18 protein-coding genes and 1 riboswitch are annotated in these 18,092 nt (G+C 55.0%); of the genes, 1 reads left to right on the top strand and 17 read right to left on the bottom strand.

Features of this window, described 5'->3' with window-relative positions:
* Positions 1–393: 393 nt before the first annotated feature.
* The 3 genes from groL to LPA02S_RS06370 all read right to left on the bottom strand — a co-directional run bounded on the left by groL (position 394) and on the right by LPA02S_RS06370 (position 3,169).
* Entirely contained in the window at positions 394–2,031 is a 1,638-nt protein-coding gene (gene groL, locus LPA02S_RS06380; protein ID WP_054651336.1) for a chaperonin GroEL, read from the bottom strand.
* 37 nt (positions 2,032–2,068) lie between these two features.
* Complete coding sequence (gene groES / locus LPA02S_RS06375) at positions 2,069–2,356, bottom strand: co-chaperone GroES (RefSeq protein WP_054651334.1); 288 nt, start codon at positions 2,354–2,356, stop codon at positions 2,069–2,071.
* Positions 2,357–2,527: 171 nt separating this feature from the next.
* Positions 2,528–3,169 carry a redox-sensing transcriptional repressor Rex gene (locus tag LPA02S_RS06370; RefSeq protein WP_054651333.1) on the bottom strand — a complete coding sequence of 214 codons (642 nt, stop codon included), beginning with the start codon at positions 3,167–3,169 and terminating at the stop codon, positions 2,528–2,530.
* A 357-nt stretch (positions 3,170–3,526) separates the two neighbouring features.
* Here LPA02S_RS06370 and LPA02S_RS06365 point away from each other — a divergent pair, with 357 nt between their 5' ends.
* On the top strand, positions 3,527–5,482 hold the full coding sequence (locus LPA02S_RS06365; protein ID WP_056956335.1) for an ABC-F family ATP-binding cassette domain-containing protein: 1,956 nt from the start codon (positions 3,527–3,529) through the stop codon (positions 5,480–5,482).
* Positions 5,483–5,554: 72 nt separating this feature from the next.
* Here the strand turns inward: LPA02S_RS06365 and LPA02S_RS06360 are convergent, their stop codons facing one another.
* The 14 genes from LPA02S_RS06360 to tmk all read right to left on the bottom strand — a co-directional run bounded on the left by LPA02S_RS06360 (position 5,555) and on the right by tmk (position 17,924).
* Positions 5,555–6,349, bottom strand: coding sequence for a Cof-type HAD-IIB family hydrolase (locus tag LPA02S_RS06360; protein WP_054651331.1), 795 nt, complete (start codon positions 6,347–6,349; stop codon positions 5,555–5,557).
* 2 nt (positions 6,350–6,351) lie between these two features.
* Entirely contained in the window at positions 6,352–7,161 is an 810-nt protein-coding gene (locus LPA02S_RS06355) for a Cof-type HAD-IIB family hydrolase (RefSeq protein ID WP_056956336.1), read from the bottom strand.
* A 63-nt stretch (positions 7,162–7,224) separates the two neighbouring features.
* A complete protein-coding gene (locus LPA02S_RS06350; protein ID WP_054651327.1) occupies positions 7,225–8,085 on the bottom strand; it encodes a helix-turn-helix domain-containing protein in 861 nt (286 codons plus the stop codon).
* A 598-nt stretch (positions 8,086–8,683) separates the two neighbouring features.
* A complete protein-coding gene (locus LPA02S_RS06345) occupies positions 8,684–10,030 on the bottom strand; it encodes a dihydrolipoyl dehydrogenase family protein (RefSeq protein WP_056956337.1) in 1,347 nt (448 codons plus the stop codon).
* Between the two features lie 518 nt (positions 10,031–10,548).
* Positions 10,549–11,583, bottom strand: coding sequence for a tRNA (adenosine(37)-N6)-threonylcarbamoyltransferase complex transferase subunit TsaD (gene tsaD / locus LPA02S_RS06340; RefSeq protein WP_056956338.1), 1,035 nt, complete (start codon positions 11,581–11,583; stop codon positions 10,549–10,551).
* Complete coding sequence (gene rimI / locus LPA02S_RS06335; RefSeq protein WP_054651338.1) at positions 11,580–12,149, bottom strand: ribosomal protein S18-alanine N-acetyltransferase; 570 nt, start codon at positions 12,147–12,149, stop codon at positions 11,580–11,582. Before rimI ends, tsaD begins: the two co-directional genes overlap by 4 nt.
* Positions 12,133–12,852, bottom strand: coding sequence for a tRNA (adenosine(37)-N6)-threonylcarbamoyltransferase complex dimerization subunit type 1 TsaB (gene tsaB / locus LPA02S_RS06330; protein ID WP_054651325.1), 720 nt, complete (start codon positions 12,850–12,852; stop codon positions 12,133–12,135). The genes rimI and tsaB overlap by 17 nt, the downstream gene beginning before the upstream one ends.
* A 197-nt stretch (positions 12,853–13,049) precedes the next feature.
* Positions 13,050–13,571, bottom strand: a complete 522-nt coding sequence (locus tag LPA02S_RS06325) for a folate family ECF transporter S component (protein ID WP_054651323.1) — start codon at positions 13,569–13,571, stop codon at positions 13,050–13,052.
* Between the two features lie 129 nt (positions 13,572–13,700).
* A riboswitch (THF riboswitch) is annotated at positions 13,701–13,803 on the bottom strand.
* 47 nt (positions 13,804–13,850) lie between these two features.
* Positions 13,851–14,591: an acyl-[acyl-carrier-protein] thioesterase gene (locus tag LPA02S_RS06320; protein ID WP_054651322.1), complete on the bottom strand. Its 741-nt coding sequence runs from the start codon at positions 14,589–14,591 to the stop codon at positions 13,851–13,853.
* A 15-nt stretch (positions 14,592–14,606) separates the two neighbouring features.
* Complete coding sequence (gene rsmI, locus LPA02S_RS06315) at positions 14,607–15,473, bottom strand: 16S rRNA (cytidine(1402)-2'-O)-methyltransferase (RefSeq protein ID WP_056956339.1); 867 nt, start codon at positions 15,471–15,473, stop codon at positions 14,607–14,609.
* Positions 15,474–15,576: 103 nt separating this feature from the next.
* On the bottom strand, positions 15,577–15,942 hold the full coding sequence (locus LPA02S_RS06310; protein WP_082607828.1) for a DNA replication initiation control protein YabA: 366 nt from the start codon (positions 15,940–15,942) through the stop codon (positions 15,577–15,579).
* Between the two features lie 7 nt (positions 15,943–15,949).
* Positions 15,950–16,921, bottom strand: coding sequence for a DNA polymerase III subunit delta' (gene holB / locus LPA02S_RS06305; protein WP_162256029.1), 972 nt, complete (start codon positions 16,919–16,921; stop codon positions 15,950–15,952).
* Between the two features lie 5 nt (positions 16,922–16,926).
* Entirely contained in the window at positions 16,927–17,256 is a 330-nt protein-coding gene (gene darA, locus LPA02S_RS06300) for a cyclic di-AMP receptor DarA (RefSeq protein ID WP_054651312.1), read from the bottom strand.
* Positions 17,257–17,276: 20 nt separating this feature from the next.
* Positions 17,277–17,924, bottom strand: a complete 648-nt coding sequence (gene tmk, locus LPA02S_RS06295; RefSeq protein ID WP_054651310.1) for a dTMP kinase — start codon at positions 17,922–17,924, stop codon at positions 17,277–17,279.
* Positions 17,925–18,092: the final 168 nt, after the last annotated feature.

The following is an 18,092-nucleotide window of genomic DNA, read 5'->3' as shown; positions in this document are numbered from 1 at the left end:
AGGAGCCGCAGGCGACGTACTGCGCGACGAGTTTCGAGACCAGCCGGTGGTCCTCCGGATGGGCTCGAAATCGCACCGGAAACTCACCCGGGTTTGGTGAGTTGGAGGTTTCGCCCTATCAGTGGATTACCATGGAGCACCCCACGTAAGCCGCAATTCACCGGTCCGACAAACGCTGCCGCCAGCCACTACCGTATCAATCCACGGCGCAGGACACGTAGGCCGCAGTCCCAAAGTCCGCCCGCGTGTTCGTGCCCACTCCAGCTGCGGTTACCGCGGAGCGCCCCACGGAAGCCGCAGCTCACCGGTCCGGCCTACGCTGCCGGCACCACTGCATGCAAAAAGCCGATCCACAGTTGCGGGTCGGCTTTGCTTAATCTAGGGGAGCGGTGATTACATCATGCCGCCCATGCCCGCGCCGGGGGCACCAGCACCGGCTGCAGGGTTGTTGTTGCCATTCTTGTCCGGAATGTCAGCAACTACGGCTTCAGTTGTCAGCATCAGGGCTGCAACGGAAGCGGCGTTCTGTAGTGCGGAACGCGTAACCTTGGTTGGGTCGATAATCCCACTCTTGGCGAGGTCTTCCCATTCACCACTAGCAGCGTTGTAACCAACACCAACTTCCTGGCTCTTCAGGTGCTCAACAATCACGGAACCGTCTAGACCAGCGTTTTCAGCAATCTGACGAACTGGTTCCTCAAGGGCACGCTGCACAATGTTGATACCAGTCTGCACGTCGCCACTTTCCTTCAACGCAGCAACTGCTGGAATGGCGTTAGCCAAAGCAGTACCACCACCGGCCACGTAGCCTTCTTCAACCGCAGCACGGGTTGCGTTCAGGGCGTCTTCAATCCGGTACTTACGTTCCTTCAACTCAGTTTCAGTAGCAGCACCGACGTTAACGACGGCAACACCACCAGCTAACTTAGCCAGACGTTCCTGCAACTTTTCACGGTCAAAGTCGCTGGTCGTGTCCTCAATCTGGGACTTGATGGTAGCGACACGTTCGTCGATGGCGTCCTTAGTACCAGCGCCTTCAACAATCGTGGTGTCATCCTTGGTAACGGTAATCTTGCCAGCCTGGCCCAACTGTTCCAAGGTCGTGTCCTTCAGTTCCATACCGATGTCTGAGCTGATCACCTGGGCACCAGTCAGAACGGCGATGTCTTCCAGCTGCGCCTTACGACGGTCACCGAAGCCAGGGGCCTTAACGGCAACCACGTTGAACGTACCACGAATCTTGTTCAATACCAGGGTTGGCAAAGCCTCACCATCAACGTCATCAGCAATGATCAGGAGGGACTTACCCTGCTGCACAATCTGCTGCAGCAATGGCAAAATGTCCTGGATGTTGCTAATCTTCTTGTCGGTAATCAGGATGTACGGGTTGTCCAAGTCGGCTTCCATCTTGTCGTTGTCAGTAACCATGTACTGGGACAGGTAGCCGCGGTCGAACTGCATCCCCTCAACAACGGATAGCTCCGTCTTGATACCTTTGCCTTCCTCAATGGTAATAACACCGTCGTGGCCAACCTCCTCCATGGCCTCGGCGATCAACTTACCAACTTCTTCACTAGCGGAGGAAACGGCACCAACCTGTGCAACTTCTTCCTGGTTGGAAACCTTGTGGGAGTTCTTGTGTAAAGCATCAACAGCGGCCTCAGTGGCCAACTCGATACCCTTGCGGATACCCACTGGGTTAGCACCAGCAGTCACGTTCTTCATACCTTCACGGATGATGGCCTGAGCCAAAACCGTGGCGGTAGTCGTACCATCACCGGCAATGTCGTTAGTCTTGGAAGCTACTTCTGCTACTAGCTTGGCACCCATGTTTTCGTAACGGTCTTCCAACTCAATGGACTTAGCAATCGTCACACCATCATTAGTGATTTCTGGTGCGCCGTATTCCTTGTCCAAAACAACGTTACGACCCTTAGGACCAATGGTGGTCTTAACGGTGTTTGCCAACTTGTCCACACCACGCAGCATTGCTGCCCGTGCGTCTTCAGAAAACTTAATGTCTTTAGCCATGTCTATTATTCACCTCAGTAAATTAGTTCGTTACGACTTAGTCTTCAACGATTGCCATGATGTCCTTGTCGTGGAGAATCAGGTAATCTTCGCCATCAAACTTCACTTGGGAACCGGCATACTTGTCATACATGATGACGTCGCCTTCCTTGACGGACATTGGTAGCCGCTTGCCTTCTGGTGTCGTGGCACCGGCACCAACAGCAATTACCTTACCAGTCGTTGGCTTTTCCTTCGCGTTGTTAGCAAGAACAATACCGCCAACGGTTTGTTCCTTTTCTTCCTCGACCTGAACGACAACACGATCTCCTAATGGTTTCAGCAAGATAATCCCTCCAAGAATTTTTTGATTGATTTTTAGCACTCGTTTGTTTTAAGTGCTAACACAATTCTTACTATACCATGTTGTTAGCAAAATGCAACAGGGAGTGCTAATTTTTTCTAACCCTGAATTAGGGTAAACAAAAACGCCGCCAGCGCGACGCGTACAACGACATTATTCAAATCGTTCGTCCCGATTCGCGACGAAGAAAATTAGTGACTGTAATTCGTTGGCCAAGTCAATATACTTGACATCCACGCTTGCGGGTACGTTCACCCGCGTGGTCGAGAAGTTCATTATGCCTTCAACTCCCGCCTCCACGAGCGCATCCGTAATGTCCTGCGCGGCGGTCACCGGCGTAGCCAGGATGGCAATCTTAATCTGCTGGTCCTTAATCTGCTGCTCCAAATCCGCCATTGAGTACACCGGCACCCCCGTCTGAATGGTCCCCGTAATTTTAGGGTCGGTATCAAAGGCGGCGCTGATGCGAATATTGTTGGTCTGTTGGAAGTTATAGTTGAGCAAGGCACGCCCCAGGTTGCCCACCCCGATTAACGCCACGTGCGTGAGGTGATCCTGGTACAAAGCCTTACGGAAGAACCGGAGTAAGCTGTGCACGTTGTAGCCAAAGCCGCGCGTTCCCAGCTGCCCAAAGTACGCAAAGTCCCGGCGGATGGTGGTCGCATCGATATTTATCCGTACCGCAAAATCACGGGAGGAAATATGCTCAACGCCCTCATCAGCCAGAATATTCAAGTAACGGTAATAAATCGGCAACCGTTTCGCGGTCGCGTGTGGTATTTTGCCTACAGCCATGCCTCAACCCCCTATACATAGTTTTTCATTATCATGTTAACCGGTTTAACAGCATAATTCAAGCGTTTTCATTGAGATTGTGCAATTGTTGTCCGTTATTTCTGTCACCCAATAGTCCCCCGCTTAACTACACGTCCAATCTGCTACATCTTATCTAATGATGACCACGTTAAAATATGTACCACCACGCTGTTTCCGTCTTGTTTGGTTTATCACGTTACGGTCTACTCACCGCAAAGAAATATTTCCCCGGTAATCGTAGGGGCAAGGAGGCCGAATATGCTATATTGGAAGTAATTATTTTGCACCACGATAACGGTACGGCTGTCTCAGTCGCACCCGATGAGGTTAAACACATTGATTTTATTACAGGCACAGAGTGTCGGCCGCAGTTTTGATGGCATCGACCTCTTCACAAACGTTAACTTACAAATTCAGGACAATAGCCGGATTGGTCTCGTCGGGCCGAACGGTATTGGCAAAACCACCCTACTCGAGATTCTCGCGGGCATCACCGAACCGGATTACGGCGCAGTGACCAGCCGCAAAAACTTAAGCGTCGGCTACCTGGCGCAAAACTCAGGACTTGACTCGGGCAAAGAAATTTACGCCGAGATGCTCAACGGCTTTGCCACCCTCAGGGCCATGGAACGTCAACTCCACACACTCGAAGAACAAATTGCTGATCCGGCCACTGCGGACGATCCCGAAGCATACGCCGCTACCCTCAAACAGTACGATCAGCTCAGTAACGACTTCCGCGAACAAAACGGTTACGGTTACGAGGCGGAGATTCGCAACGTGCTGTCCGGGTTCAACTTTGCTCCCGAACGCTACCACGACCAGATCAGCACCCTATCCGGTGGTGAGCGCAGCCGACTCGCGCTAGCCAAAATGTTGCTCTCACGGCACGACCTCATTATTCTCGACGAACCGACGAACCACCTCGACATCGACACGCTCGGCTGGTTGGAAGGCTACCTGCGCGGCTATAACGGCGCCATCCTGATCGTCAGCCACGACCAGTACTTCCTCGACCATACCATTAACGAGGTGTACGAGCTGGCTCCCCGCGGCGCCACGCACTATACCGGTAACTACACACAGTATCGGCAGCAGCGGGCGGCCAACCTGGACCAGGCGTGGAAGGCTTACAACAAGCAACAGGAAGAAATTGCAAAACTGCAAGAATTTGTGGACAAGAACATCGTCCGGGCCAGCTCAACCAAGCAGGCGCAGAGTCGGCGTAAGCAGCTGGAAAAGATGGACCGCCTGGAACGCCCAACTGGTGAGCAATCCGCCCACTTCCACTTCACCGCTGATAAATCCAGTGGTAATGAAGTGCTCAAAGTCCAGAACGCCACGATTGGGTATGCGCCTGACGATCCCATGGCGGGTCCCATCGACTTCACGGTCAACAAGGGCGAACGGATTGGCATTGTCGGCCCCAACGGTGTGGGCAAATCGACTTTGCTTAAAAGTGTGCTGGGGCGCATCCCCTTCCTGAAGGGCGACGCCGTACTGGGCGCCAACGTCCAGCCCGGGTACTACGACCAAGATCAAGCGTCACTGAACCCCAAAAATACTGTGCTGGAAGAAGTCTGGCAGGAACACCCGACCACCCCTGAAAAGGACATCCGTTCCGCACTGGCCGCCTTCCTCTTGGGTGCGGGCGACGTGGACAAAACGGTGGCTTCGCTTTCCGGGGGGCAACGAGCCCGACTGCTCATGACCAAGCTAGCCATGGACCACGATAACTTCCTTATCCTGGACGAACCGACTAACCACCTCGATATCAACAGTAAGGAAGTGCTCGAACAAGCCCTAGAAAGCTTCGATGGCACCGTCCTCTTCGTCAGCCACGACCGTTACTTCATCAATGACTTAGCGGACCGGCTGGTGGTGCTTAGTCCAGCGGGTAGCGAAACCATTCTGGGTAACTGGGACTACTACCAGGAAAAGCAAAACGAAGACGAACCCACGGACGGGGCAGACCACCTGGGTGTCTTTGGTACGAGTACGGCGCAGAAGCAGACGACGAACAGCCAGGGTGCGGCGGACTATGCCGCGGCCAAAGCCGACCAAAAGGCCCAGCGGAAGTTGCAACGCCGCGTGGATGCCGCCGAAAAAGCCATTGAGGAATTGGAGGCCCAGAAGCAAACCATCCTCGACGCCATGGCCCTACCGGAGAATGCGACTGCCGCCATCAAGCTACAGGACATGCAAAAGGACGTCGACGCGTTGGATGCACAACTGGCCGACGCCGAAGCCGAATGGGAAGCTGCGGGGATGGCCCTCGAAGATAACGAATAACACCAAAGAAGGTAGTGTGAACGACCGCCAAACCGCGGGTACGTTCGCACTACCTTCTTTTTATGCTTGCCGCTAACCTAATAGCTGGTCGAGAAACGTTAATACCCCCTGGGTGTTGTTATCGGCGGTCTCGGCGTCCGCAACGGCTTTGACCGCATCACTAGCATTGGCCATGGCGACACCCAAACCCACCTCACGGATCATCTCCAGGTCGTTGCCACCATCTCCAAAGGCGCACATATCCGCCAAATCAACGTTTAGCACCTGGCCCAGCTGCTGCAACCCAGCGGCTTTGTGCACACCTGGTTGGATGAGGTCGATATCCCCGTGACCACTCGAAGCGGGTACGGCCAGGCCGTCCATCAGTTGTTCAAAGCGGTGGACCAATGCGTCGGTCTCATCTGGCGGACAGCTGATGGCAAACTTAATCAGCTCGTCATCCAAATCATCAAAGCTGTCCACTAACTCCAGCTGGTAGTAATACCGCCGCACATCGGCGATCCACTCCGGCCGTTCGTCCGCCAACACGTAGGCGCTCTTGACGCCGCAAACTACGACGTGAATGTCCGGCACCGTCGCCAACCGCGCAATGATTGTGGCCGCAGTCGAGCTAGCATACCGGTTGATGGCATACTCCCGATGCTCGTCCCGGATGTACGCGCCGTTTTCGGCCACGTAAATGGTGTCGGGATAATCCGTAAAGAATGAGCGTAGTTGGTAGTACTGGTTCCCGCTGGCAACCACGAAGCGGATACCCTGTTCCTGCATCCGCTGGTGCAACCGTGCAAAGTGTTCGCGGTCATAATCCATCGCGTCGTTTAAAAATGTACCGTCCATATCCACTGCCACTAACTTTGGCTGTTTCATTATTAATCCCCCATATATTTACGAACAGCCACGGCGACCCCGTCATGCGCATTATCCGCAGTGACCCAATCAGCCGCCGCCACAACCTGATCACGCGCGTTACCCATCGCCACCGCGGTCCCGGCGAAATCAAACATTGGCAGGTCGTTCAGCTCGTCGCCAATCGCCAAAACTTCCTCAGCACCGTAGCCCAAAGTCGCACACAACGATTGCAGCGCTGTGCCCTTGTCCACCCTGGGTTGCATCGCCTCAAAGAATACCGGCGTGGACCGCACCGTCGCAAACCGGTCCCCAAAGTGGTCGGCAAACGGCTGAACAATGGTGTCCAACTGCGGCGCAGGGTCAACAAACAGAAACTTGGGAATCACAATGGCCGCCGGGAGCGCCTGCGGATTGACCACCGAGAGTCCGGCATGGTTTTCCCACGCTTGCACCACCGTAATGGCCCCAACGTCAGTATTGCCAGTGAACACCCGTCCCGATAAGTCCAGAGCATTGTAGTGCACGTTGTGGTTATCCGCGAACGCCGCCAAATCGATGTAGTCTGACCGCGTCAGTGTGTGACTAACCAGGACCCTGCCGGCCAAATTCTGGACCACCGCACCATTGTACGTGATGGCATACTCCTCAGGACCATCGATATTAATGGCCGCCAAAAAATCCCGCACACCTACCAGCGGCCGCCCAGTGCACAAAACAATGTGCGCTCCACGCATAGCGGCTTCCCGCAACGCTGCGGCCGTAGTGTTGGTGAGCTTACCCTCAGGATTAAGTAGCGTATCGTCGACATCAATTGCAATTAGTTTTATCATTGGCCACCTCCGTTAAATTGTATATACAATTTAACATGGTAGCGGTAACAATGGGGGACATTTTTAACAGCGATTGGTGTCCTTTTCGTGGAAACGGGCGTACCGGGCTCGGTAAACGGACGGCGTCACACCTTTCCACTGCTTAAAGTTACGCGTCAACGTCTTATCACCACTGAATCCGCACGCAGACGCCACGTAGTTCACTGGCTGGTCAGTCCCCAACAACATCTTCCGGGCATTGAGCAACCGTACCAACCGAATATAGCGGCTAATGGGCATCTGAATGGCATCGTTAAATTGATTATTGACGGTTGTCAGGGAAACGTGAAATTCCTCCGCCAGCGACCGACCCGTAATGGGTTCCGCGTACCGCTGCATGATGGCACCCATCATGGTATCCACCAGCCCCGCGTTATCATTCACAGCCACCGCGACTTTGCCGTGCTTATAATCACTGAACAAAATGCCCAGGATGGCAAAGAAGTGGCCTAATACCACCAACCGTATCGCCGGATCAGCCGTCGCGTCCACCAGTTCCATCATCGACTGCATGTGTCGCAACAATTTCCGGTATGATGCCGCCGCAACCGCACCGTGCAGGCGCAACTCCACGCTGGGGAGGTCCGGATAGTTTTCGGCCATGAAGTCCGCGTCAACGATGAACCCAAATTCACGCCATCCGCCGTTATCAAACCCACTCGCGCTGTGTACAGCGCGGGAGTTGACCACCCAAACATCTCCAGGCACGTATTCATGGGTCACCCCGTCGGTCACAAACTTCAACGGCATGCCCTCAATCAGCATGTTGACCTCAACACCCTGATGCCAGTGCGGTGCAACCTCAACCCGCGTAGACTCATCGTGCAGGTAGTACTTAAACGGCAGGTGCGGCGCCGTTTGCACGATTTCGTGAACGATCTTCATTTTAGTCGTCCTCCATTCGCAATCTAAAACAAACCGTACCAGACGGTGAATGTTGGTGCAAGCGCGTCCAACCCATCAATATGGGGATATGTACATTAATTTAGCAATAAATTTGTTCGTGGAGATAACAAAATGACTCTATCCGATAAGGCGCTATCCTGGTGGTTATGAACTCGCGGCTGGGGTTTGGGGCTACGGCTTACGTTCCCTACGCCGTGATTGCTACACCCGCACGCTCTGGACGTTCCGTCCTCCCGCGGATAATTGAGTTTGAGAAGTACACTCAATCTCAATTATCTGCCGCTGTAACTCGCTTCGCTCGAACAGCGCTCTGGGGTCGCAGCAACCACGTCTCCGGGCACGACACCTCCACCCCAAACCCCACCCGCGGGTTCCCGATAATTGGTTAGCATACCCGCATCACAAACAATTTTGGAATACTTTGAGTGAAATGGTATTGTTCAGGATATTTACCGTGAAAAACAAAAACGTTGGGCAGCATCTTTGCTGACCAACGTTTATTTCAAATTAAAAGTCCGTGATTTAGTATTTGGTCACGTTGCTACATCCACACTAATTGCACAATCTGTTAGATAGACTAGTTGTAGAAGTACCCCAAATCACTAGCCACACTCGGGTATACCGGAATCCACTGCTGCAACGCGCTCGCCGGCAACCCCTGCGTAATGATACCGGTGCAGTAGTTAATCAATTCCTCGGCATTCGTCGCCAAAGCAATTGCCCCCACCAACTGCCCGCTGGCCCGCTCCGTAATAGTCGTCACGCGCGCATTGTCATCACGAATCCGGTGGTAAGTATACCAACTGCCCACGTCCTGGGTCAGCACCTCATACGTATCTGGATGCGCCTGAGCCTCATCCAACGACACGCCTACCTGCGCCAACTCGGGTCCGGCAAAGACCGTGTGCGGCACCACCGGGTAGTTGATGGGAGCCGCGTCCCCATTGATCGCGCCCGTAACGTACCGCCCCTCAAAGCTAGCAGTCGGCGTCAACTTCGGAATTCGCTTAGCCACAGCATCACCAATCACGAAGACGTTGGCTGCACTGCTTTGGAGATGCTCATTCACCTGAATGCCACCCCGGCTGTACTCCACGCCCGCGGCCTCTAGGTTGAGTTTTTCAATGTTGGCCCCTCGACCAGCTGCGGCCACCAGGTAATCCAAAGCTACTTCCTCGCCGTGCGCAGTCACCGCCACTACGCCACCGTCTGCACCAGAGCGAACACTAGCAATCTCGGTGTCCCAATGCCACTGCACCCCTTTGGCACGCAACTGTTCAGCGACGCGATCAGAGTATTCTTCCGGAAAGGCACGCAGTAGCCGCCGGTTGTGCTGAAAAACGTGCACGGCCACGCCAGCCTCGGCTGCGATGTTAGCCAGTTCAACCGCCACGTAGCCCGCGCCAATGAATCCAATGCTCTGTGGCCGGTCCGGCAAGGCGAGGAAATCGGTACTCGTCGATAGTAGCTCCTTCCCCGGTATGTCGGGGATGTTTGCGTGTGCGCCGGTTGCAACCACCACTTTGTCAGTAGTCACCACCCGGTCGCCAACCGCCAACGTGTGGGCATCACGGAATGTCGCCGTACCGTGGATGTGATCAATATTTGCACCCGCCAACCCCTGCTCGGTGCCGCCGGGAACCCCGTCTGTATAGCTACGCTTGAAGGCCATCATGTCGGCCCAGTTAACGCTGGGGTGCCCGGTCAAACCGCTATCCTGATAGTTCCGTACCTGGCGTTGAGCTTCGACTACACCGTACAGCATCTTCTTCGGGTCGCAACCAAAGTTGGGACAGGTTCCACCCCACAAATTATTTTCCACCACCAACACGTGCTGGGACGATGCCAAGCCGTACGCAGCCGCTAAGCCACCAGGCCCCGCACCGATAATCACAACATCGTAATCATAATCATAATCCGCCATAGTGAGTCTCCTTCTTCGTGCATTCCTGAACAGTTAGTTGTGTACTATTCGGCGTCCCGTGGTACGCGCCGCTTACTATCTGATTATTAGTGTTCCGGGGAGCGATTGCAAGCCGGCGTCCTCCTGGCTTGCGGGCAAGAAAAAGCCCTGACGGCACGTTTGCATTGGGATGCAGGGGCCATTAGGGCGAATAGGAATGTTTTGTTTTGGAGAACAATAAGTTACTGTGGGGATGAATTGTAGTCGATCTAACGGGATTTTGGGTGGTAAACGCCACCCTGTCTTCGCGTTATGGCTCAATTTTGAAACAAGCTGCGCCCCGCAGAAACCGACGTATAAGCAGCTCCGAACAAAAATCCAAGTGCGGGCTCCATTACATAGGCGGTAAACGCCACACCGTTCCCGCGTTTTGACTCAATTTTAAAACGAGCTGCGCAGGCCAGAAGACGCCACATAAGGCACTCCAACCAAAAGGCCAAAACCGGGCCTTTCGGTTGGAGTGCCTTATGTTCTGTCTTCTAAACGGCCTGCTCCGCTCTCTCAAAATCCAGTCCCGGCACCGCATTCAAATCCGGTCCCGCCGTCACGCCCTTGGCCCATTCAATATGCGCCGCCGCCCCGACCATCGCACCGTTGTCACCGCATAACCGTAAAGGTGGAAATACCATCTCCACTTCCGGAAAACGTACCGCCATCTGGGCGTTCAACGCCTCGCGCAAACCCTGGTTGGCCGCCACGCCCCCGGCCACAATCAACTGCTTCACCGGGTGCGTCTCTAACGCCCGCATCGTCTTGTCAATTAACACGTCCACCACGGCTGCCTGAAAACTAGCCGCTAAATCTGCCCGGTCTAACTTGTCGCCGACCTGGTCCGCATGGTGCACCGTGTTTATGAACGCCGACTTTAACCCGCTAAAGCTAAAGTCCAAGTTATCTTCGTGCATCATCGCCCGCGGGAAGTTGAACGTGTCCTGACCCTGGTGCGCCAGCGTGTCCATCTCCTTACCAGCGGGATAATTAATCCCGAGAATCCGGCCCACTTTGTCGTAAGCCTCACCCGCCGCGTCATCCCGCGTCTCGCCAATGACGTTGAAGTGCCCCGGCGCGTCCACGTACACAATCTCCGTGTGCCCGCCCGAAACCATCAACGCCAAAAATGGGTACTGCAAAGTCGTCACAAACGCCGCCGCGTAAATGTGCCCCGCCATATGGTTCACCGGAATCAGCGGCAAGTGGTGTGCGTACGCAATCGTCTTTGCCGCCGTCACACCCACAAGGAGGGAGCCCACCAGCCCCGGTCCGTACGTTACCGCCACGGCGTCCAAGTCGTCGTAGTTCACGTGGGCCGTACGGAGGGCGTCGTCAATGATCATGGTAATCTGCTCCACGTGGTGGCGACTCGCAACCTCCGGCACCACGCCACCAAACCGCTTGTGGCTGTTAATCTGGGTGGCGATAATGTTACTCAAAATTACGTGGCCATCTTCAATGACCGCCACGGAGGTTTCGTCACAACTGGATTCAAACGATAAAATTAATTCGTGTTCACTCATGCTTTGCCATTCTCCATCTCTGCACGCGCAGGGCTCAACTCCAAGCGCATATCCAGGGCGTCCTGATGCGTGGAGGCGTAGTAATTACGCTTAATGTGCCCGTCGCGAAATCCAAGACTACGGTACAACTGTTGCGCATTGGTATTGTCGGTCCGCACTTCTAACGTCATGCGGGTGTCATTATGGGCTCGCGCAACCCCAATCATCGCTTCCAGCAAGGTTTTCCCCAACCCGTGATGCTGATAATCAGAAGCCACCGCTAAGTTCGTAATGTGGGCTTCCGCACCGCGGAACGATGTGCCCACAAAGCCCACCACGCGGCCGGCCATGTTCACCGCGACCACGTATAACCGCGACCGCACCTTTTGTAACTCCGATAGAAAGACGAATCGGTCCCACGGTGTGTCACCATACACGTCGCGCTCAATGTCTAAGGCCGCACCAATATCAGCGGCAGTCATTTGGCGCAAAATAATTTGCTCCGTGGCCACCGTCACCGTGCGCGCACTAAAGGCGAGTTCCGCCGTATTTAGCTGGTCAATCCACACCCTAAACCTTTTCCACATAATGATCAGACCCTTGATTGTCATGCGTCTGCAGCCAATTGCGTTCAGCCTCCGTGACCCGCAAGTACCGGGGCACAAAGCTGTCAATGTCGATTGGCGGCAATTCCGTTCCCAACTGGGCCAGTCGACTACCACGCGGTAACGCCGCCACATCGTCAGCGAAGCGCGCCCCGTGACCTAGCCGTGCCAGGATGTTTTCCCGCATTGTGGCATCCGCACCGACAAAAACGGCCGGCTGACGCAACGCCTGGACTTCATCCACCAACGTGGTGAGCGCGATGTGCCGGTCCTGAATCACGTTACGGAGGCGCCCATCAACCCACTGATACCCGCCCGCAAAGACGTTCTGACGGCGTGCGTCCATCAGCGGCAACACCAACGCGTGCGTGTCACGTACGTTAGCCGCCAGCACCGCTAGACTAGAGACACCGACCAACTGGATATTGAGGGTGTACGCCAAAGTCTTGGCCGTCGTTACGCCAATACGCAGGCCAGTGTAACTACCCGGCCCGGCCGCAACAACCACGCGGTCCAGTGCGGTAGGCTCAACGCCACTTTGACTCATTAACTGTTCAATTACCGGCAGTAACTGCCCACTATGCGAGCGGGCGTGGTTCAAAGTGGTCTCGCCCAACACCTCACCGTTATCGGTAACGGCAACGCTCATGGCCTTATTGGAAGTATCGATAGCAAGTATTTTCATTGCACATTTCCCCCCTTTACAAAAAGATATTTGCACCTAGTTTACCACAATCATACTGTTTATTGGTCACTAGTGACCCGCGCAATGCCGCGCGACAGCACATTATCCTCGCCAAAATAAAAAAGAGCCATTACCGGCTCCCTCATTACCTGAACGCGGCACCAACACGTGCACCACTCAGGCTTTAAATTCGTTCATCATGCGAGTGATGGCCGTACCGCCGTCACCCCTTTGAGTACCCCGTAAATGAGAATCGCCTGGATTGGCAATTCTATGAGGTTTTTAATCACCCGCGGCCAGAGGATTACTTTGAGATCAAAGCCCATCATAACCAACCACCAGGTGCCTAACACCACGTTCACCAGTGCGATAACCAGCAAAGTCGCTACCGCCACCCGCCACACACTGGCACTGTGTTCGTGGAAAAACATCCCGTAGATTGCGGCCGCGACCGCTGCCGATAGCGTGTAACCGAGAAAATCGGCCCCGCTACCAAACAGGACAAACCCGACCTGGTCCAAAATAGCCGCAGCCGCTGCTGCCCACCACGGGCCAAAATAATAACCCATGAGGGCCGTTGCGATGAACGCCGGGCTAATCTTGAGGAAGTCAGTCCCCACCGAAAATCGGGCGAGCACCAATTCCAACGCCATTAGTAGCGCCAGGAACGCCATCGACCGCGTGTTCAAACGCGGCGAACGTAAACTCAATATTTGCATTGTAGCCATCTCCTTGGGGAGACGCCAAAGGGCAGGCCACGCTGTGTGCACTACTACTAGTACCCACGCAACAATCAATCAACCGTCGCACACCGTCACGGTACGGAATGGGTGTGACGTAGCCTAATCTAAGACGAATGCGGTACACACACCGCGCCCCGCATGGCGGGAGCTTCGTCCGGTGTTCACATTCCGTTCCACCGGCACTTAACGCGTGCATACCTACTCCTTATTTTTTGTAAGCCAATAACTTACCTGTTAAGCGTACCACGGCTACCTTTATTTCTGCAAGGGGGTCCAGGATATTTCTGCAATCGCGTTGACCACGTCGCCGGTGGTGATGCGGTGCAAAGTCGTCGTGGTGCCAGTATCCTGGACGTGCTGGAACGCCGCCGTGGTGGTGTCGTCGGGTCCGACCTCCTGCTCGTACTTAATGTTCACGCTGACCGGACGATTTTTCTGTAACCAGTCGTTCCCCAGGCTATCGCAAAGCCAGTCAAAGTAGTGGACGTTGTTGACGTGACCGTTGAAGTCTATGTCAAAGTAGCGTACCCGGTAATCCCGGGCACCATCGGCAGCGCCCATCTTCGTCACGCGCGGTAACCGTTCGACTTTGGCACTCTTCACCGCTCCCGTCGGCGCCGCAATGGCATCAATGATGGGCATGATTTTCCGTTTTTGCAGGTCAAACATCACCCAGGTGCTGTGAATGAGCGCAATGTTGTTGCCATCCAGATCGTCAATGCCGTAGGTTCGGTAGCACAACAGCCGGTTATAGGACGTGGCCTCGGTCCAAACGTGTAACCGTTCGTCCACTCGCGGCAGACGGTTAATCTCCATCTGGTTTTGGGTAATGACCCAACCAGCACCATACTCCGCCAGTCCGGCCACCCCGATATTCAATTCGTCCAACTGGTGTTCCGACACCAACATCATGATGTTGACGGTATCCGCCACGCTAATATCGCCCGTTGTCGTACCCATGAAAAATGGTACCTGGTAGTCTTCCGAATAACGCACACAATGCCTCCTTGTCTACTCAATACCATGAAATTCGTTATACACGTCCTGCCGGGGGATGCCCAGCCGCTTCGCCACCTGCTTGATGGCCGCGTTGGGGGCCGCCCCACCATCAATGATGGCTTGGACTTGCTCAATCACGGTACCCGTGGGCGCGTCATCCGTGGCCCCGGACTGCACGCCATCCCCGGGAGCCACCATAATGACGTACTCCCCGCGGGGATTAGCGGCCACCGCCTGTAGTTCCGCCAGCGTACCGCGACTGAACTCCTCAAACTTCTTGGTTAACTCTCGCGCGACCACTGCGCGTCGATCCCCACCAAAAACGTCGGCCATCGTCGCCAAAGTTTTGGCCAGTCGATGCGGGGCCTCGTAGAAAATCATCGTGGCAGGATGGTGCACCCAGCTAGCCAAAGTCGCGGCTTGCTCCGTCGCTTTGCGGGGCAAAAAGCCGTAAAAAGTGAACGGCTGCGGCGCCAATCCCGACGCGATGAGCGCAGTGAGGCCGGCGTTCGGTCCTGGCAGCGGCACCACGGCAATGCCTGCGGCGGTCGCAGCCGCCACCAGCTCCGTGCCAGGGTCGCTGATTGACGGCATCCCCGCGTCACTTACCTGCGCAATATTAGCGCCCGCCCGCAACTTGTCCAGCAGTTCAGGGATCCGCTGCTGCGTATTATGTTCGTGGAAGCTGATCTGGCGAGTATCAATACCAAAGTGGCTTAACAATTGGCCGGTATGCCGCGTATCCTCGGCTGCAATCAGGTCCACCGACCGCAACGTATCGATTGCCCGGACCGTCATATCGTCCAAATTACCGATTGGCGTGGGCACCAAGTATAGCGTCCCCTCCTGGTGTTCCGCGAAACTTTTCTGTACCTGCATCGCTTTGTCCTTTCACCAAAATGGGGTCGTGACCCAGGACGCCGGGACAGATATCTGCCCCGACACTCCACATGAACGCCACAACCCCACAATCAAAGTTACATCAATTACCACTGCGCTCGCCATCCGCGTCCGCGTATATCACTGCGGAGCAAAACGCGCACGGTTCCCCGTCAACTCGACGTGAGCCGTACTGGAATGAGCAAACGTGATAACCCTCGTTGTAAATTTTTTCCAGGTTAGCCTTCGATTTTGACAGTCCGCCCTGAGACGGCTTGCCCTTGGGGGTGCCATCTGGCTCGATTAATTCCTGTAATCGGTCACGGAGATGTTCATTTTCAATTTTCAGCTCTGCATTTTGTTCCAGAACCGCAGTAAAATCTTCACGCAAGTTTTCCAGCTTTTGCGCTAAAGCACTGGCGGTGTCCGCCGCCTGCTGAAACTCTTCAAATACATCCCGATCCGCCATCGCTGACTTACCCCCGTAAAATTAATAGTACCAATTGTTCCATGTTGGCCTGAAAATTCACGTTACTTTCAATCTGTGTACCCGCCGCCAACACCAGCTGCAGGCCATTCGCAACGTGCGTACCTGCCCGTTGCGCCAGGTGTGCAACACCCTCATCCTGCTTGAACACAGCCGGGGCCGCACCATAACAACGGTTAATGGCTTCGGAATAGGCCAAAGCCAGCAACTGGACGAACTGCCGTTGCGTTGCACGATCCGGGCAGGCTTTGACCACGTCGGTTTGAATCAACGGAAAGGCGAGTTCATCCCCCGCTGCCAAGCGGTCAACCAATTGTAGCATCACGTGCACCCGCTTGGCGAAGTCCTCATCTTGGGCCAACTCCACCCCGCCGTCCACCGACGCCGTTAAGCGGGCGACCACGTTGGCCAAGCTGGGCGCAACGTTAGCAGCAACCAACTGGTCTTCAATGTCCCCACGGCGCGGAGCGGGAAACTGGATGACTTGCGCTCGTGACAGCACCGTCGGTAACAAACCGTTTTTGTTCGTCGTCGTCAGAATAATGAGCATGCCCGGATACGGCTCCTCAAAGAACTTGAGGAGGCTATTCGCAGCTGCCGTCGTCATCCGGTCTGCATCTTCAATAATGAAAACGCGCCGGTTGCCCTCCATCCCCGACTTACTCATTTCTTCCTTCAGTCCGCGGACCGCGTCGGCTTTGATGGCTGTACCCTCAGGACTAATGGTCAGTACGTCGGTGTGGTTACCAGTCAGCACGCGTCGGCACTCGTCACATTCACCACACGGCTGGCCGTCCTGCAGGTTGGTGCAAAATAGGCGTTGTGCCAGCCACGTTGCCAACGCGCTCGGCCCGCTTCCCCGTGGGCCCACAAAAACGTAGGCCTGCGAAAGCCGGTCATGCTGGATCACGTTCTGAAATTGCTGTACCAGCCCTGGTTGTAACTGGTTAATCTCCGCCATTACCATTAGAACTGGTGGAAGGACTCGACCGGCATGACAAAGACGGTGGCGCCACCGACCTGCACCTCAATAGGGTACGACTGGCCGGCCTCGGCCGTGTCGACGTTCATAATCGGTGGAGTCATAAACTGTTCCCGGGTCTGGCCGTTCTCCTTGATGATGTCGAGTACCTCATCCACCCGTTCGTCCTCAATCCCAATGATAAAGGTAGTGTTACCCGCTTTGAGAAAGCCGCCAGTAGTGCTGAGCTTAGTGGCCCGCACGTTAGCATCCACAAAGGCCGAGCTCAGGTTAGTTGCATCTTTGTCCTGCACGATTGCCAAAATTAGCTTCATAGTTTTCCCCCCGTAGTTAGTTACTCCTGCCAGTAAGCTGCCAAGTGCGTCCGCAACACAGCGAGCGTATCTGCACACACCTGATCGAGTGTCTGGGTGGCGTCCACGGTCACGATGCGGTCGCGGTGGTCCGCTGCCAACCTCAAGTAGGCAGCACGCACACGGTCATGAAAATCTTCCTTTTCTTGGTCCAACCGGTCAAACTGCGTATCCCGGCGATGCGCATTAATCCGCGCCAGGCCCACGCTGGCCGGCACGTCGAGGTAAACGGTCAGCGCCGGGGTCAACCCCTCGGTGGCAAAGTTGTTGAGGGCACCAACGGCATCCTCACCGATACCGCGTCCCGCGCCCTGATAGGCAATGGAGCTGTCCACAAAGCGATCACAAACGACGACTTTGCCTGCCGCCAAAGCTGGTCGAATCACTTCGACCAGGTGTTGCCGGCGGGACGCCGCGTAGAGGATGGCCTCGGTGCGCGGATCCATTTCGGTATTGGCCGGATCCAAAATTAGTTCGCGGATATGTTCAGAGATCCGTGCCCCACCCGGCTCGCGGGTTTCTAGTACCGGCACCCGCAAGTGCGCGGTTAGTTCCGGGACCACCCGGCGCAAAACGCTGTCTTTGCCCGCGCCGTCGGGTCCTTCAAATGTAATAAATACGCCTGCCACATCAACAACCCCTTTGTGAATATTCTACTGTAATTATCTAATCAGAGCAAAGTCGTGTTTCACGAGTCGGGGGGGCGTGCAGGGGGAGTTGGTTGGGGGACTGCGCCTTTGTGGGACATTCCGCGGTGACCGCTGCTAGGGCGAAACCTCCAACCGCAAAACCCGCGG

Origin of the sequence: Lacticaseibacillus pantheris DSM 15945 = JCM 12539 = NBRC 106106 (genome assembly GCF_001591865.1) — a bacterium.
GTDB lineage: Bacteria > Bacillota > Bacilli > Lactobacillales > Lactobacillaceae > Lacticaseibacillus > Lacticaseibacillus pantheris.
This window is presented reverse-complemented; position numbering and strand designations above follow the sequence as displayed.

What these genes read in the sequence shown, in the direction of transcription:
- groL (WP_054651336.1), bottom strand. Translation starts at nt 2,031, where the DNA reads ATGGCTAAAGACATTAAGTTTTCTGAAGACGCACGGGCAGCAATGCTG.
- LPA02S_RS06370 (WP_054651333.1), bottom strand. Translation starts at nt 3,169, where the DNA reads ATGGCTGTAGGCAAAATACCACACGCGACCGCGAAACGGTTGCCGATT.
- LPA02S_RS06360 (WP_054651331.1), bottom strand. Translation starts at nt 6,349, where the DNA reads ATGAAACAGCCAAAGTTAGTGGCAGTGGATATGGACGGTACATTTTTA.
- LPA02S_RS06355 (WP_056956336.1), bottom strand. Translation starts at nt 7,161, where the DNA reads ATGATAAAACTAATTGCAATTGATGTCGACGATACGCTACTTAATCCT.
- LPA02S_RS06350 (WP_054651327.1), bottom strand. Translation starts at nt 8,085, where the DNA reads ATGAAGATCGTTCACGAAATCGTGCAAACGGCGCCGCACCTGCCGTTT.
- LPA02S_RS06345 (WP_056956337.1), bottom strand. Translation starts at nt 10,030, where the DNA reads ATGGCGGATTATGATTATGATTACGATGTTGTGATTATCGGTGCGGGG.
- tsaD (WP_056956338.1), bottom strand. Translation starts at nt 11,583, where the DNA reads ATGAGTGAACACGAATTAATTTTATCGTTTGAATCCAGTTGTGACGAA.
- rimI (WP_054651338.1), bottom strand. Translation starts at nt 12,149, where the DNA reads ATGTGGAAAAGGTTTAGGGTGTGGATTGACCAGCTAAATACGGCGGAA.
- tsaB (WP_054651325.1), bottom strand. Translation starts at nt 12,852, where the DNA reads ATGAAAATACTTGCTATCGATACTTCCAATAAGGCCATGAGCGTTGCC.
- LPA02S_RS06325 (WP_054651323.1), bottom strand. Translation starts at nt 13,571, where the DNA reads ATGCAAATATTGAGTTTACGTTCGCCGCGTTTGAACACGCGGTCGATG.
- rsmI (WP_056956339.1), bottom strand. Translation starts at nt 15,473, where the DNA reads ATGCAGGTACAGAAAAGTTTCGCGGAACACCAGGAGGGGACGCTATAC.
- LPA02S_RS06310 (WP_082607828.1), bottom strand. Translation starts at nt 15,942, where the DNA reads ATGGCGGATCGGGATGTATTTGAAGAGTTTCAGCAGGCGGCGGACACC.
- holB (WP_162256029.1), bottom strand. Translation starts at nt 16,921, where the DNA reads ATGGCGGAGATTAACCAGTTACAACCAGGGCTGGTACAGCAATTTCAG.
- darA (WP_054651312.1), bottom strand. Translation starts at nt 17,256, where the DNA reads ATGAAGCTAATTTTGGCAATCGTGCAGGACAAAGATGCAACTAACCTG.